Origin of the sequence: Natronincola peptidivorans (assembly GCF_900111615.1) — a bacterium.
GTDB classification, from domain to species: Bacteria; Bacillota; Clostridia; order Peptostreptococcales; family Natronincolaceae; genus Natronincola_A; species Natronincola_A peptidivorans.
In genome coordinates this window covers 32,963-48,975 of sequence record NZ_FOHU01000005.1, presented here as the reverse complement: position 1 = coordinate 48,975, position 16,013 = coordinate 32,963, and the positions used below count along the sequence as shown (strand labels likewise).

The following is a 16,013-nucleotide window of genomic DNA, read 5'->3' as shown; positions in this document are numbered from 1 at the left end:
TTATAAATAAGACTATGAATTTTAATGAAAATGAAGTAAAATAAACATATAAAGAATTTGTTATTTTTGAGACGTTATAGTATGATAACTTTGAACTGGAAAGGAATAGAGGTGAAATAAAGTGAAAGTAAAAGCGCATATACCAAATATGTTTACTTTTTTCAACTTAGCCCTAGGAATACTAGCTATTGTTAGTATAATTAATGAATCGTATGCTGTTTCAGCACTATTAATATTATTAGCGGCCCTTATGGACAGATTTGATGGACAACTGGCAAGAAAACTAGACGTTGAAAGTGAGCTTGGTAAAGAGCTAGATTCATTATGTGATTTGATCTCTTTTGGTGTAGCACCTGCAGTTTTAATATGGAGTTTCCTTTTAGTAGATTTTGGTGTTATAGGAATTATAATTATGATACTATTTGCAGTAGCAGGAGCGTACCGCTTAGCCAGATACAACATTATGGAATTTGAAGGATTTTATATGGGAATACCTATAACCATGTGTGGAGGTATTGTTGCATTGGTAACCCTTTACTCTTTAAACTATGAAACCAATCTGTATTTTATAGGCATTATGATGTTATTTCTGTCATACTCTATGATAAGCAAAAGAATTAAATTAAAGAAAAGATAAAGGCTCCCTCCATAGGAGTCTTTCCTTATAACCAGCATGCTATTTATTTTGACACAATAGAGGGTGTAAAAGATGAAATACATACCGGGAGAAAATATTTTTGATAAATTCTTTCAACAAAGACAAAGTTTAATTCAGCAGTTTAAAAAAGGTGATATTACGAAAAAAGAATATATTGAAGAAAGCTACGGATATATTCAAAGAATGAAGATAAAGCCTTTTAAAAGGGTAGATAATTTTAATAAAGCAATTTTTAACTATCAATACTACAATATGATGGCAAAATACTGTTATTTGCAGGGGAAAGAAATAAAGAAATACGATAAACACCCTGAAATGCATAAAGAGTATCTTGACAAGGTAAATTATTATTATCATAAAAAGGATCAATCTACATTGAAGGCTATAGAGTTATTAGATTTTTTTGATGTAGAAGCCTATTACATAAAGGTGACTTCTACCAATCTCAAGGAAAGTTTATTTGAAATTATTTTTAAGGATTATGAGCAAGTGGTGTTACACTCTAAAAGTCAGTGGCTTTTGGATAGACTGAAGGAAGAAGGGGTATTTAAAGAAGGAATAAGAAAATCCTTGATAGAAAATTATATCAATGAAAAATATTAAAAAGTAAAACAATTTAGGGAGGGATCTTATGTACAAAATTATCACTGCTGACAGATTTCTTTGGGAGGGCATCGACCTTCATGGAAAAATTGTTTTAGAAGGGGGCACCAGTTGGGGAAACACCACTAGACTTATTGCCAATAAAGTAGTAGAAAACAACTGGAGGACAGAGCTAATATCTGTAGACATTGATGACAGCCATTTTAATGAAATCGAAGAGGATATAAAAGATGATTTTGCAAAATTAACCCTTAGAAAAGGTGACTTGAGCGACTTGTATTTTATTCCTTCTAACTCCATTGATATAATAATATGTAATTATACACTATCCTCTGTAGAGCAATTTCCTTTAAGAGTAATGAAGGCAATAAAGGAATTATATCGTGTCTTAAAGAAGGATGGACAACTACTGATCACAGAAGAAATGCCTATTTGGTCTGTAGATAGTGCTGATTATACCTACTGGTCCAAAAGATTGAGGATTATTAAGAGTATTAGCGTTTTAAAGGCTATGCCTGCTTTTAATGAAATACATCCTAATGATCTAGAAGAAGGACTAGGTATCATTGGGTTTAAGGATATCCAATGGAGAGAGTTTAATGAAAAAATCAATGCTGAAATGGCAGTAAAGTTTTTAGACAAAAGAAAACAAACATTAATAAAAGGCTCTAATGATTTGGAGAACAAACAATTAAATGATGGATTTGTTGAAATCACAGAAAAACTTGTAAAAGAATTTGAAAAGACCAAAGAGTTTTTAGCTCCTGCCTATATCCTAAAGGCAAAAAAATAAGATTTCTTTGATTCTACAAACAATATAAGCTATAATATAGTGACCGATTATTACCTTAGGTCACTATATTATTTTAATTTCTGAAGCAAACTATATATAGATGCTATAGATAAAGACAATAACCATTCTAGGAGTGAAGAAGCTTGAAAAAAAGAGAAACCATAGAATTAATTATAGAAGGCAGTGAATTTGGCGGTAAAGCTTATGGTTACGTAGACGATATAAAAGTTACTGTAAAGCATGGCTTACCAGGACAAAAAGTAAAAGCCTTTGTGAAAAAAATAAAAAATAATGAAGCAGAAGCACAAATCGCAGAAATCATAGAGGCCTCGCCATTAGAAAATCAACCCACCTGCCAGCATTTTGGAAAATGCGGAGGCTGCTTTCAACAGGCTATTACCTATGAAAACCAGCTACAGATCAAGGAAGAACAAATAAAGAATCTCTTTCAGGAAGCTGGTCTAAAGAATTATCAATGGCTAAAAATACAAGGTAGTCCCCAGCCCTTTGATTACAGAAACAAAATGGAGTTTTCCTTTGGAGATGAAGAAAAGGGAGGTCCTTTAACACTGGGCATGCATAAAAGAGGTAGACATCATGATATTGTGACAGTAGATGATTGTCGCATCATGGATGAGGATTTTAGAAAACTACTGATAACCATCCTAGACTATTTTAAAGATAAAGACTTAGCTCCTTATCATACCCGTAGGCATGAAGGATATCTGAGACATTTAGTCATTAGAAAAGCGCAGTTTACTGGGGAAATACTCATCAACCTAGTGACAACAACCCAGAAACAGGTGGATTTAATGGACTTAGTTGAAAACATAAAAGAACTAAAGCTTCGAGGAAAAATCGTAGGGTTTTTACATACATTTAATGATAGTCTATCAGATGTAGTCCAAAGTGATGAAACAAAGATTTTACTTGGACGAGATTACTTAGTAGAAAAGCTGCTAGGTCTAGAATTTAAAATATCTGCTTTTTCCTTCTTTCAAACCAATTCTGCTGGGGCAGAAAAGCTCTATACCATCGTTAGAGATTTTGTAGGAGAGGCAAAAAATCAAGTTGTATTTGACCTATACTGTGGAACAGGCACAATAGGCCAAATTGTAGCCTCCAATGCTAAAAAAGTAATCGGTATTGAAATCATAGAAGATGCTGTAGAAGCTGCTAGAGAAAACGCCAAGCGTAATCAGCTAAATAACTGCAGCTTTATAGCAGGAGATGTTAAGGAAGAAGTGAAAAAACTAAAGGAGAAGCCAGACATCATCATTATCGACCCTCCAAGGGCGGGTATTCATCCAGGTGCCCTAAAGGATATCATCAGCTTCCAAACAGAAAGAATCGTCTATGTATCTTGCAACCCAAGAACAATGGTGCAGGATCTCGTTGAGCTAGAAAAGAGAGGCTATAGGATAGTGAAAGTACAGTGTATGGATATGTTCCCTCATACTCAGCATGTAGAAACTGTCGCTTTGATAGAAAAGAAATAGGTTAAAATCAGTGGTTTAGAAGGTATTTTAAAAAAATTTAAAGGTAATACATGCTCCCTTAAACGATAAGTTTAGGGGATTTGTATTAATAGAGGAAAAGAAATTTTGCAAAATTTTTCAGCAACATGCAACAGAGCTTTGGTGGGGGTGTATTATGGTGAATTTTAATAATTTACAAAAAGCAAAGGTGCTCTTGACAAATTATCCAATAAATAGTAATATTATAAAAAAACCGAGTGAGCGGTATGTAGGAAAGAAGGTACTCAATGATGACTGATACAAGGGATCGTATTGTAGAAATTGCTTCTAAGCTTTTTATGCAAAAAAGCTTTAAGGAAGTTACTATAAAAGAAATAGTTGAAAAAACAGGAGTGTCACAGGGTGCTTTTTTTCATTACTTCAAAACAAAAGAAGTTTTATTCTTAGAAGTAATAGAAAATGCATTATCTTTTGTTGATGACTATTATGATAATCTTACCAAAGATTCTTTACAGCAATTTTATAGACAATATATAGATACTTATTTAGATAGCTTTTTACCTAAGCATATTTCTATAGAGGATAGAGATATGGTGATGAATTATTTTTCACTTTACTTTGAAGCAGTGAAAATTTTCCCTGACTTTAAACAAAAAATGTCTGATATTTATGAAATTGAATTAAATAATTGGAAGTCGGTAGTTTCCACGGCAAGGGCTAATGGGGAAATCTCCTCGGTCATGAAGGATGAAGAAGTAGCTAAGATGTTTATAATCTCTGGAGATGGATTAGCAATTCAGATTATCTCCAAAGGATACGATTATGAAGGTGCAAAAAATAAGTGGATGACTCTTTGGGACAGCTTTTATGAAGTGTTGAAAAGTAAAAATTAAATAATATATTAAAGCCTTAATGTAAAGTCTTAAAATGGAAAAAAATTTCCATTTTTTTTCGATACAAAACATACCGACTACTCGGTATATAAAATAAGGAGGTAAAACATGAAAAAATTAATTACATTAACAATTCTAGGATTATTAGTACTAACAGGCTGCCAAACTCAAACAGAAATTGAGGTAGTAGGAAAAAATGTGAGGATAGTAGAGGTAGAAACTCGTAAATACGCCATAACTCTCGAGTATATGGGGATTGTGGATGCTAAAAATACAAGGGCATTTGCCTTTAAAACAGGAGGAAAAATAGAAGAAATATACGTAAAATCAGGGCAGCAGATTAGTAAGGGAGATAAATTGATTCGGTTGAATGAAGAGGATTTAAGAACGGCAGTAGATGTAGCTAAGGCCCAGTATGAAATGGCAGAAACTCAATACAATATGGCTATGAAGGGGGCAACAGAGGAGGAAATTAATCAAGCAAAAATTAGTGTAGAAATGGCGGAAAGAAATGTAGAAAATACTAGGGAGCTATATGAAAAATATCAAAAATTATTAGAGGGAGGGGCAGTATCCCTCCAACAGCTACAAGAAATTAAGCTTAAGTTAGACTTAGAAGAAAAGCAGCTCAATAGTAGGATGGAAGCCTATAACCGAATATTAAAAGGAGCAAGGGATGAGGAACTTCAAATATTGAAAAGTCAAATGGATATTGCCTATGCTTCCTATCAACAAAGTCAAGGCCTACTTGAAGAGAGTATCCTTAGAAGCGATATAGATGGAGTTATTTTGCAGATACAGGTTAAGGCGGGGGATTATATATCTCAAGGGATGCCAATTATTATTATAAAGGGAGAAGAAACCACAGTAACAGTAGGCGTTAGCAATGAAGATGTTAGCAAAATAACTCTAGGAATGGATGTAATCGTTGCACACCAAAATAATGAGGTTAAGGGAATAGTAGAAACTGTATCCTCTGTTCCTAAAAGCCAAAGTAGTCTTTATGAGGTAATAATAGACCTAGAACCAAATACAATTCCTATAGGATCTTTAGTAAATATTGACTTTATCTTAGGTGAAGGTGAAGGTATATTTCTTCCGATGAATAGTCTATTGAATGAAGGAGTTGACTTTGTATATATTGTTCAAGACGAAAGGGCTGTAATGCAGGAAGTTCTTTTAGGTAAAGTCTTTGGAAATGAAATAAAGGTACTGGAAGGAATTAATGCAGGAGATAAAGTAATTGTAGAAGGTATGAGGAGTGCGAAAAATAATGATAAAGTAGAGATTAAAGAGTAGAGGGGGATTCAATTGTTTAAGAATATTATTAAATTACCCATAAAAAATAAAACAGTTACTATATTTTTAATGATTATGATTATCATATTTGGGTTTTATAGCTACCATACTATTCCAAAGCAAGAATACCCTGATTTTCCTGTCCCAGCAGCCATTATAACAGTGATCTATCCTGGAGCTTCAGCAGAGGAGATAGAAGTCTTAGTAACAGAAAAGCTTGAGGAAAAGCTTGCAGAATTAAGAAATTATGATTACACTCAGTCTACTTCACTAAACAGTGTAGCATCGATTATTCTTGCTTTAGATTCTAACATTTCTCAAGCTGAGCTAGATCAGACTTGGAATGAGCTATATAGGACGATGGAGGATGAAAAAAATCATCTGCCAGCAGGGGTATCTGATATAAGTATTGATACGGATTTTTATGAGACTTCTGGGATATTGATTAGCCTATCCGGTGATAACTACAGCTATGAACAGTTGGTTGCCTATGGGGAAAGATTGAAAAATAATCTTATAGGCCTAGGTGGAATTAATAGATTTGTAATTATTGGAGAGCAAGAAAAAGAAGTAAAGGTAGAAGTAAATCTACAAAAATTAGACCTATATAATCTTTCCCTCAGACAGATTACCAGCATGTTGACTGCGCAAAATATTCAGTTACCATCAGGAAGTATACAGGATGACACAATGAAGTATAGCGTTAACCAAGAAGGCCTTTTCAAGTCATTGGAAGAAATTGAAAGTACTGTTCTTTATATACGAGAAGATAATATAATCGTAAGGCTTAAGGATGTAGCTGAGGTTTACATGGGCTTAAAGGACTCTAATTATAAAATAAGGAACAACGGTGAAAACGGAATATTACTTGTAGGATTTTTTAAGGAAGATGTGAATATAGTAACAGCAGGAAAAGATGTAAGGGAAGTAATAGACAAATTTAAAGGAGAGCTTCCAGAAGATATAAGTATCAATGAGATCGTCTATCAGCCAGATGAGGTTGGAAAATCTGTCAATAATTTTATCAAAAACCTTATAGGTGGAATATTTATTGTTATTCTTGTGGTTATGTTGGGGATGGGAATCAGAAATGCCACAACAGTGTCCTTTGCGATACCCTTATCTATGTTTATCGCCTTTATTACTATGGGTATTTTGGGGATTAAGGTCCACTTTATAACCATAACAGGCCTAATAATGGCACTGGGAATGCTGGTAGATAATGCTATTGTGGTTAGTGATTCCATTCAAAATAAAATTGATGGGGATATAGATCAGTTAACTGCTTGTGTAGAAGGAACAAAGGAGGTTGCTATACCTGTCTTGTCCTCCACCCTTACAACCATTGCAGCCTTCTCACCTTTACTATTTTTACCGGTGACGACAGGAGCCTTCTTTGGAGGTATACCTCAGATGATTATTATATCTTTGATTGCCTCCTATGGAATTGCAATTTTTATAACACCCTTAATGGCTTATTTATTCTTCAGAAAAAGTAAGTGTAATAGGAAAAAAGATAGCAAGATTAAAGGGATATTTGAAAGGTTATTGTTTTTAGGGATGAAGTATAAGGTTAGGACTCTTCTTGTTTCTTTTATTATTTTAATTCTATCATTAACCTTAGTCAGTACCTTACCACAAGAGCTTTTTCCAAAATCCGATAAGGATATGATCTATATTGATATACAAACAGAATACCTTAGCAATCTAAATAAGACAGATGATTTAGTCAAGGAAATTGAAGCTGTGTTGCGGGAACAGCCAGAAATCACCACCTATACATCTTCTATAGGTGGAGGTCTTCCTAAGTTTGATATATCCACTAGTCCTCAATCAAATGCTCCTAATTCTGCACAGATTGTAATGGGGGTAAATTTATCAAAGGGAGGAGTATTTAAGACGAATGAAGAGCTAGTAAGACATCTCCAGGGAATATATGATGAAAGAATTGTAGGGGCAGATGTTATTGTAAAAGAACTGGAGATTGAAGGTTTTCTAGGAGCCCCAATTCAAATTAGAATTAAAGGGAATGCTATAGAAGAAATCATTGAAGCAAAAGAAAAGATAAAAGAAGCTCTCATAGATATAGAAGGGGGTACCAATGTAAGGGATGATTTACCCCTATTAGATTATCAATTTAGTATGAAGATAGATGGAAATAGGGCTTTAGCCTATGGTCTAACAAAATATGATATACAAAATGAAGTGAATAAGGCATTGATGGGTAGAGGTGCTTCTGTATTTAGAAAAGAAGGTAAAGAATACGATATTCTGGTAAAGGGAAATATATCAAGGCTAGAAGAACTTGAAAATATGAAGATAAAGTCCTCAGCTAAGGGCGAGCAGGTATTGTTGAAGGATGTAGCGGACATTAGCTTTGGACCTGTCATTGGTCAAATCAATCGTTATGAGGGTCAAAGAACCATAGCTGTGCAAGGAGACGTAGTTGAAGGATATAATGCAATAGAAGTACAAACAATATTAGAAGAAAAGATTAAGGATATGGATTTGTCTAATGTTATCATTGTACCGGAGGGCGAAAAAGCTGATTTGGAGGGTGATTTAGGAAATATGGGGATATCAGCAACATTTGCATTATTTTTGCTCTTTATTATTCTTATGATCCAGTTCAATTCTGTAATTCAACCAGGCATTATATTAGCTCCAATTCCTTTATCGCTTATAGGCTCTATAGTGGCTCTAGTAGTATTAAGGCAGCCGTTATCGCTATTTAGTGTATTAGGGATGGTAAGCTTAATGGGAGTAGTTATTAATAACGCCATAATACTAATAGACTATATAAATTCTCAAAGAAAGACAGGAATGCCTATAGAAGAAGCTTGTAGAAAAGCTGTAAGTACAAGATTCAGGCCAGTAATTTTAAGTACCACCACTACAGTCTTCGGATTATTTCCATTAGCCTTCTTTGGCAATGACTTATTTAGGCCAATGGCAGTGGCCTTCATGGGGGGACTTATGATTGCTACCCTATTAACCTTAGTGATCATTCCAGTACTATATAGTCTAATTGAAGGAAAAATAGAAGCCTTTAAAAGAAAAGATAATAAAAAATTAGATTTAAATATATAAAAGGAAGCAAAGAAATTTGCCGTTCCGTTGTTTAAAAAGATTATTATAAAACTGACCAAATCCATAAATTTGACTATATCAATCAGTAAAAGTTGTTGTTATACTTAATTTATGAACATAGGTCATATTTGACTGAGGGTTGTAAAAAAACTGTTCTGCGCATATTAGGAAGTTTTATGAAAACAAAAAAAGGTCAAGAAACACGTAATCATATTATCCAAGCAGCTGAACAGCTTTTCATGGAAAAAAACGTTAGCAAAGTTACAATAAGTGAAATTGGTCAACGTGCTGGGGTAGCTAAAGGCACCTTCTATCTATACTTTGAGTCGAAAGATGATTTGGTATGGAACTTTATGGATTACAAGTTTGGGCATGCAGATAAATGGATGAAAGGAATATTGATAAAAGGTTATAGTGATGAAGATCTTTATGACATTGTAGATTACATTGTCTCTTTTGCAAAGAAAAATATAGTTATTTTAAATGGGTGTTCATTTTTTCTTTTTGTAATATTCGATGCATGGTTGATTCTGACGCTAAGTATATACCTTCTTCAGCTAGCTTAGCAACTATCTGTGATGGTACTAAATCAGCAAATTCAGGGTGGCTACTGTTTTTAGCACTTTGCTGCGTTCTTGCTGTGATAATTTGTTTTTAGGTGTAGGCCTTTTAACGAGTGGTCTCTGATCCTTTTTTACTGCACCTTCTTTCGTCCATCTTTGGTAGGTTCTGTCGGTGATATCAAGTTCTTTACATGCAAGTTTTAATCTGGCACCGTTGGCTCTACACGATTTGAATCACTGATCAGTCTTCCTCGGGGTCCCCCCAGATCGCGTTTGCCTTTTTTCTTAATACTAGTAGTGCAGCTGTTTCTGCTAATGCTTTTTCTTTAAACCTTAGTTCTTTTTCAAGTTTTTTGTTTTTTAGCTTTTCTTCTTTAATCTCATCATTTATTTGTTGAGGATCTTTTGAAAGACTTGTATTAGCTTTGAGACATTGTTTTCTCCAGGTTTTAACGTCATCTATATAAATACCTTTTCGTCTACAGTAGGCTGCTAGTTCTTCTTCTGTAAGGGTGTAACCCTTGATTATACTGGGGTTGAATGGGTACATCTATTTTGTCTACTCGACCTAAAGTATGTTTTTACGTTTGGGGGAACATATCGAGTGATAGAAATTCAATCAAAAAGTGAAGTAGGGTTGAGTGGACAGAACAGATAACATCCGTAGGGCCGTGGAGATAGAATAGATGTAAGTGTTTATCCCAAATATATTTTTAAATCTCAAGGATTACTTAAACTTTGAGATTTTTTTATAATTTATTGTAAGATTATTAAATCCCGTGCGTCTTATAGGTAGGAGGTGAAAAAGTGACAGAGCTTGAGGAGATTTATAATAACTATTTTAAGGCTGTTTACTTCTTCATATATAGTCTATCAAAAGATAAACATATAGCAGAAGATTTGACATCTGAAACATTTATAAAAGCGATAAAGTCCATTGAAAGCTTTAAAGGAAATTGTGATATCAAGGTGTGGCTATTTCAAATAGCCAAAAACTCATATTACTCATATATAAGAAAACATAAGAATTTGATAGATCTAGACTCAGTGCCTGAAAAAAAAGATGATTTTGATATAGAAAAATTGGTCTTTTCATCTGAAGAGTCGATGAAAATTCATGAAATTCTCCATAACTTATCTGAGCCATATAAGGAAGTGTTTTCTCTACGAGTTTTTGGAGAGTTGAGTTTTAGGCAGATTGGCAGTTTGTTTGGTAAAACAGATAATTGGGCTTGTGTCACTTTTCATAGAGCTAGAAATAAGATTAGAGAAGAAATGAGGGATTATTGATGAAAGTCACTTGTAATGTTATTAAAGATGTGTTGCCTCTATATTTAGAAAATATGCTTAGTGATGACTCATGTATTATGGTTGAAGAACATATTGAGCAGTGTCAGGAATGCAAGAATTATCTTAATGAGATGCGTACTTTTAATGAAATGCCAGTAGATAGGAATATCTCTCCTTTACTAAAGATAAAATCAACATTACGCAAGAAGAAAATTCAGACCGCAATATTCTCAATGATGTTTTCAATTATGATTTTTGTTATAACAATTGCTTTCTTGACCGCGCCAGAGTATATTCCATATAGCGAAAGAAGTGTAACAATAAATGAGATTGGAAATGGGTCGGTGCTCGCTCAATTTGAGTATACCGTATATGGATATGACATCAATAGATATCCGACAGATGAAAACACTGGTTATGTCTATCACATTACTACATGGAATAGCATATGGAATAGAAATATAAAAAAATCCAATACAAATAATACTATTTTAAATCCAAATGGTGAAAATGTTGTTTCTGTATATTATTACCATACGGATGGAAGTGAAGATATATTGATGTATGGTAAAGATATAAATCCAGACGGCGGGATTATTACATTACCAAGACTATTCTTATCCTATTACGCACTTATTGCCACAGTATTTGCTACAACTTGTGGATTAATTATGCTTATATTGTATCGTAATAAAAAAGTGCTTAATTTTACAATGAAAGTTTTCTTTTTACCGGTATCCTACCTATTAGGTCATTTGATTATTAAAGGATTTACAACTTCATCATATACTGCGACACGGGATTTTTATGTAATATTGTTAGTTGTGATTCCGATATATATTGCTTTTCTAATGGCAGTAAACTTAATTAGACAGTATAAAAATAAAAAACATGAAGGTCGTTAAGTATGATCCCTTTTGGGATAGATTTTACTAATGGGTTCAAATAAAAGATATCATTTATACGGGAAGATATCTTTTTATTGGCGATATTGGCTGTGGATATGTTTCCGCCTACTCATAGTGCAAAAAAAGTAGTAGATATGTTCCCTTAAACGCAAGGGGATAAAATCAGCCTATGACATCAATGCCATCAACTCGAGCCATGTGGAGGCAGTTGTGTTAATAGAAAAGAAGTAGCTTGGAACCAGTGGTTTAGGAGGTCCGTTTATGAAAATCGAAGAGTTATACATGTTCCCCTAGGTTTTATTCCTAGGAACTATCAGACAAATAAAATCAAATATGAAGATAAGAACTTTGATAAAAACAACAAATAAGTTAGAAGAAGAAAATAAGATGCTAATAGAACAGATTGAACAAAATACAAAGAATGCCAATGATAATATTGAATAGAATAACCTCGATACAAATACTCATAACGAAGACCAGACGTTAAAATAGCAATTTTTTTATTAGACATTTAAAATGGTTTCTAATTTTACTGGAAATCATCTCATACAATATGTTTACTGCATCAGTTGCCCTAGTAGCAGCTCTAGCCTGGAACGAAGCAGTACAAAGTGTTTTTCAAACGTTTCATTATTTTGAGGATAAAAGGATCATAGCTGGCTTTATATATGATATCATGATTACAATAATTGCAGTTATTATATCAACCATTCCCTTATTAGGGGTTTCGGTTATATACAAGTTTCCTCTTGGTGAATCGCTTTGCCTTGCCAGCTTCCTTTGCTATACATGATGTAACCAAGTCCACATATGAAAATATTACTTAGAATCATAGCATACCAGACACTATTAGAACCCCAATCAGTATAATGTTTAAAAAGGACAATCATAGGTATTCTAAGAAGCCACAATCTTCCTATATCCATAAACATAGCATATATTGTTCGCCCAGAACCTTGAAAAGTTCCTACCAAGACTTGAAATATTCCTAGAAAAGGAAGTGAAATCGAGATTAATCTACAGTAGGCAGCACCTTGAAGGATTACTTCTGGATCATGAATAAAGAACCTCATGATGTTATAGGAAGACAAAAACATAATAAATCCACCAACCATTAGTAAAGCACAGGTCATAGATATACTGGTTTTAAGCGCTTCCTTCACCCTATCCATTTGGTTTGCTCCGATATTTTGACCAATAATTGTTGCAATAGCACTACCTATTCCTAATGCTGGCATAGTTACTAAGGAGGTAACCTTGTTACCAATACCAAAAGCTGCAAGTGTAGTTTCTCCATAGGAGATAACGAAAATATTGAGTATGATAAACCCAAAGGCCGATACTGATTGACCTACAGAAGCAGGAAGACCAATTTTAATGATTTTTAGTAAAGCATCTTTTTTTATCACCAATCTATTTTTGTTTAAGTAAATATTGCTTTTTTTATTGAAAAGTGTATAGATAGCATAAAGGATAAAAACACCCCTAGATAATATAGTTGCATAGGCGGCTCCACGTATGCCAAGGTTTAGAGTGAAAATAAAAATAGGATCTAATACAATATTAAGCAGTACACCTCCTACGTTAATAATCATAGGAGTAAAGGTATCTCCTTGTCCTTGCTTTATAGCAGTATATACGAAAAAAATAAAGACCAAAGGCATGTCCCAGTAGATTACCCGTAAATAATCATAACTATGAGTAAAAACATCTCCTGTTGCTCCCATAAAGGATACTACATAGGGAACAGAAACAAAGCCTAAAATGCTGAATAAAATTGAGATGATAAAGGAAAGAGACAAAAGCTGCCCTGATATTTTACTGGCTTCCTCCCATTGATTTCCTCCTACATATTGAGAAACCATAGCAGTACCTGCTACATTCATACCAATTCCTAATGAAATAATCAAAAAAACCACTGGGAAAATCAAAGTCATGGCGGCTACTTCACTAGCCCCAAGCTTACTAACCCAGTAGGTATCTACTACATTATAGATTGTTTGTACAAAATTGTTAAACATAATAGGAGCCGATAGGAGTAAAATTGTTTTTTTCATATTGCCCTTTAAGATAAGCTCTCTTTTATTAAAACTTTTCATAGTAACTCTTTCTGCCTCCTATAGCATATTTTCTCTAGTATCCTTAAAGGAAGTTTACAAACCAACATCCTTCAGAATAACAAAGTCTCCAACGACTGTTTTGTAATTATCTAGCTAAAAATCAACAGTAGTATTTAATACAGCCCTTTATAAAAAGTCATCCATAGGTCAACAGAATATTGAAATTGATTTTTGATAGTTTATCAAATAAAATACATATTGTATATTCCCATAATATTATAACATATAGATTTAAGAAAAAGCATGATTCCTCGAGTAAATGAATTAGCAAGTTTTTGTAATTAATTCTCAGCACAAAAGAGTATTATAAACAAATGTTGAAAGAGGTGGGATGTATTCTTATCAATGAAACAATACTGATGTAGGAAATTGTAGGTGAGGGGGATATATATATTTAACAAGATAGATAATAAAATTTATTCCATCGAATTGTAGCCGAATTTCTTCGAGGGTGTATTACTAAGACTCCTGCTTTTGGAAACAGGAGTCTTAGTAATACACCGAAGGATAAAATAGAGACGAGATATCAATAAAGATTACCATGAAGGCCTAAGAGGCTATATAGCTAAACAAGCCTCAAAATATCTTCTATTATGGACGACATATGGGTCATTTGGTTTAAGTTCAGCTGCTTTATCATTATATTCAATGGCTTTTTGCATGTTTCCCACTCTAGCGTAGCAAACACAAAGCTGAATGCTTGGTATAAAACCCCAGTAATCATGCAATATGAATCCCCAGTTATCCGTAGGTTTCTTAAGCTGTGTGGCTAACGTATACCATACAATAGCACTTTCATAATTGGAAGCTTCCATATAATACTGACCAAACTGGCAACAGATTTCTGCCCTTGGATTGTCATATTTAAAGCTTCTTAATAGAGCATTAAGCATATTAGTTCTATCATTTTTATATTCATAACATACTGATAGATGATAGCAGGCGTATATATTATCCTCTACCCATCCCATTTCTGTATCTAGAAATTTAGTAAAATATTCTATAGCATCATCATATCTTTGATGATAATATAATTCTCGTGCATAATAATAGAGACCCCTGACACTTAATTTTTTCCCTCGAGAAATGATTTGTTCATAGATAGATAAATTCCTGTCATAGCTAGAAGTGCCTTCATTTTTATGTGTTATACATATATCAGAATTTACTATTTTTCCATTTAACTCTAGATATTCATGCACTGGTTCATGCCATCTATAGTTGTTTATTCTTCTTGACAGACGTTCTCTATAATAGGACAAGGTAGGCTTATTATATTGGTCAAGGCCTACATTATACTTCATCATTACAATGTCTACTGTCGGATCCAAAGTCTGCTTCAATTCTTTAAACTTCCTTCTATCTTCTTCAAGGATAACATCATCAGCATCCAACCATAGAATATAATCCATTGTAGCTTTTGAATAGGAATAATTTCTAGCAACTGAAAAATCATTTATCCATTTAAAGTCAAATATTTTATCAGTATAACCTTTAGCAATTTCTTTTGTGGTATCAGTGGAACCTGTATCTACTATAATTATTTCATCAACAAAGTTCTCAATTGAATCAAGACACCTAGCTATTACATTCTCCTCATTCTTAACAATCATACACAAACTAATAGTAATCATGTGACCACCTCAAAAATTTTTATTGGATATATAAATAACCACAAAATGAATTCTAGCTTTTAGTTAATAAAACCCCATATTTGCCTTATAGTATTACTAGCTATAGATTAAATACAGCAGGGTAATGGTTCTCCATTACCCTGCTGTTGGGGTTATACCTAGAGGAATTATGATTATACTTAGCTATCTATTTTTTGGATTAAAACAGAAGCATTAGTATTAACTTGAACTCCACCTGCAAATGTTTGGAGAATAACAGGCGTTTCAGTAGTGTGGTTCCGCACTGTTAATACATCACCTGCTTGAGCACTAATAATTACCCAACCTGGATTTGATGAAGTGCCAGCTTCAGTACCATAGGTGGCACCAGGTACAGGAGCGCCATTCTGGAACAACGTAAACTGAGCGGGTTCTAAAGCAGAGGCATAAAACCATACGGCATAATCACCAGCACTGCCTAGGATTATTGCAGCAGTTCCTGGGACGTGGGTAATGTTTCCAGTGATGACACCATTATCGCTAAAGACGATATCAGCTTCTACAAGTACGGTTTGAGGAGTAGTATTATAGATATATGCATACTCTGACAATCCCTGAGGTCCGGTAGCACCAGTAGGTCCAACAGGTCCTTGAGGTCCAGTAGCACCAACAGGTCCGGCAGGTCCCTGAGGTCCAGTAGCACCA

Annotated in this window: 14 protein-coding genes and 1 pseudogene; 11 read left to right on the top strand and 4 right to left on the bottom strand. The window is 33.8% G+C overall.

Annotation, left to right across the window (positions count from 1 at the left end):
- Nucleotides 1-121: 121 nt before the first annotated feature.
- From pssA to BMX10_RS07415, 8 genes are all read left to right on the top strand, one after another.
- Nucleotides 122-637 carry a CDP-diacylglycerol--serine O-phosphatidyltransferase gene (gene pssA, locus BMX10_RS07450; RefSeq protein ID WP_244272663.1) on the top strand — a complete coding sequence of 172 codons (516 nt, stop codon included), beginning with the start codon at nucleotides 122-124 and terminating at the stop codon, nucleotides 635-637.
- 72 nt (nucleotides 638-709) lie between these two features.
- The gene (locus BMX10_RS07445; RefSeq protein ID WP_090441748.1) at nucleotides 710-1,261 is read left to right on the top strand and encodes a DUF6648 family protein; all 552 of its coding nucleotides are present in this window, start codon (nucleotides 710-712) and stop codon (nucleotides 1,259-1,261) included.
- Nucleotides 1,262-1,289: 28 nt separating this feature from the next.
- A complete protein-coding gene (locus BMX10_RS07440) occupies nucleotides 1,290-2,054 on the top strand; it encodes a class I SAM-dependent methyltransferase (RefSeq protein ID WP_090441744.1) in 765 nt (254 codons plus the stop codon).
- 143 nt (nucleotides 2,055-2,197) lie between these two features.
- Complete coding sequence (rlmD, locus tag BMX10_RS07435) at nucleotides 2,198-3,553, top strand: 23S rRNA (uracil(1939)-C(5))-methyltransferase RlmD (RefSeq protein ID WP_090441741.1); 1,356 nt, start codon at nucleotides 2,198-2,200, stop codon at nucleotides 3,551-3,553.
- Nucleotides 3,554-3,819: 266 nt separating this feature from the next.
- Nucleotides 3,820-4,425: a TetR/AcrR family transcriptional regulator gene (locus BMX10_RS07430; RefSeq protein ID WP_090441738.1), complete on the top strand. Its 606-nt coding sequence runs from the start codon at nucleotides 3,820-3,822 to the stop codon at nucleotides 4,423-4,425.
- Between the two features lie 108 nt (nucleotides 4,426-4,533).
- Nucleotides 4,534-5,724: an efflux RND transporter periplasmic adaptor subunit gene (locus tag BMX10_RS07425; protein ID WP_090441735.1), complete on the top strand. Its 1,191-nt coding sequence runs from the start codon at nucleotides 4,534-4,536 to the stop codon at nucleotides 5,722-5,724.
- 12 nt (nucleotides 5,725-5,736) lie between these two features.
- Entirely contained in the window at nucleotides 5,737-8,814 is a 3,078-nt protein-coding gene (locus BMX10_RS07420; protein WP_090441732.1) for an efflux RND transporter permease subunit, read from the top strand.
- 176 nt (nucleotides 8,815-8,990) lie between these two features.
- Nucleotides 8,991-9,380, top strand: a complete 390-nt coding sequence (locus tag BMX10_RS07415; RefSeq protein WP_090441729.1) for a TetR/AcrR family transcriptional regulator — start codon at nucleotides 8,991-8,993, stop codon at nucleotides 9,378-9,380.
- A 238-nt stretch (nucleotides 9,381-9,618) separates the two neighbouring features.
- Here the strand turns inward: BMX10_RS07415 and BMX10_RS07410 are convergent, their stop codons facing one another.
- On the bottom strand, nucleotides 9,619-9,927 hold the full coding sequence (locus tag BMX10_RS07410) for a hypothetical protein (protein WP_208976130.1): 309 nt from the start codon (nucleotides 9,925-9,927) through the stop codon (nucleotides 9,619-9,621).
- 257 nt (nucleotides 9,928-10,184) lie between these two features.
- Between BMX10_RS07410 and BMX10_RS07405 the strand changes: the two genes are divergently transcribed.
- The 3 genes from BMX10_RS07405 to BMX10_RS18580 all read left to right on the top strand — a co-directional run bounded on the left by BMX10_RS07405 (nucleotide 10,185) and on the right by BMX10_RS18580 (nucleotide 12,368).
- Entirely contained in the window at nucleotides 10,185-10,667 is a 483-nt protein-coding gene (locus tag BMX10_RS07405) for an RNA polymerase sigma factor (protein WP_090441726.1), read from the top strand.
- Complete coding sequence (locus tag BMX10_RS07400; protein ID WP_090441723.1) at nucleotides 10,667-11,572, top strand: zf-HC2 domain-containing protein; 906 nt, start codon at nucleotides 10,667-10,669, stop codon at nucleotides 11,570-11,572. Before BMX10_RS07405 ends, BMX10_RS07400 begins: the two co-directional genes overlap by 1 nt.
- Nucleotides 11,573-12,128: 556 nt before the next feature.
- Complete coding sequence (locus BMX10_RS18580; protein ID WP_408633584.1) at nucleotides 12,129-12,368, top strand: DUF5654 family protein; 240 nt, start codon at nucleotides 12,129-12,131, stop codon at nucleotides 12,366-12,368.
- On the opposite strand, the gene BMX10_RS07395 is transcribed toward BMX10_RS18580, so the two are convergent.
- The 3 genes and pseudogenes from BMX10_RS07395 to BMX10_RS07385 all read right to left on the bottom strand — a co-directional run.
- Complete coding sequence (locus BMX10_RS07395) at nucleotides 12,307-13,674, bottom strand: MATE family efflux transporter (RefSeq protein WP_244272662.1); 1,368 nt, start codon at nucleotides 13,672-13,674, stop codon at nucleotides 12,307-12,309. The genes BMX10_RS18580 and BMX10_RS07395 overlap by 62 nt on opposite strands.
- 578 nt (nucleotides 13,675-14,252) lie before the next feature.
- Complete coding sequence (locus BMX10_RS07390) at nucleotides 14,253-15,329, bottom strand: tetratricopeptide repeat-containing glycosyltransferase family 2 protein (protein WP_090441720.1); 1,077 nt, start codon at nucleotides 15,327-15,329, stop codon at nucleotides 14,253-14,255.
- A 179-nt stretch (nucleotides 15,330-15,508) separates the two neighbouring features.
- Nucleotides 15,509-16,013, bottom strand: a pseudogene (locus tag BMX10_RS07385) (collagen-like protein); the annotation flags it as partial.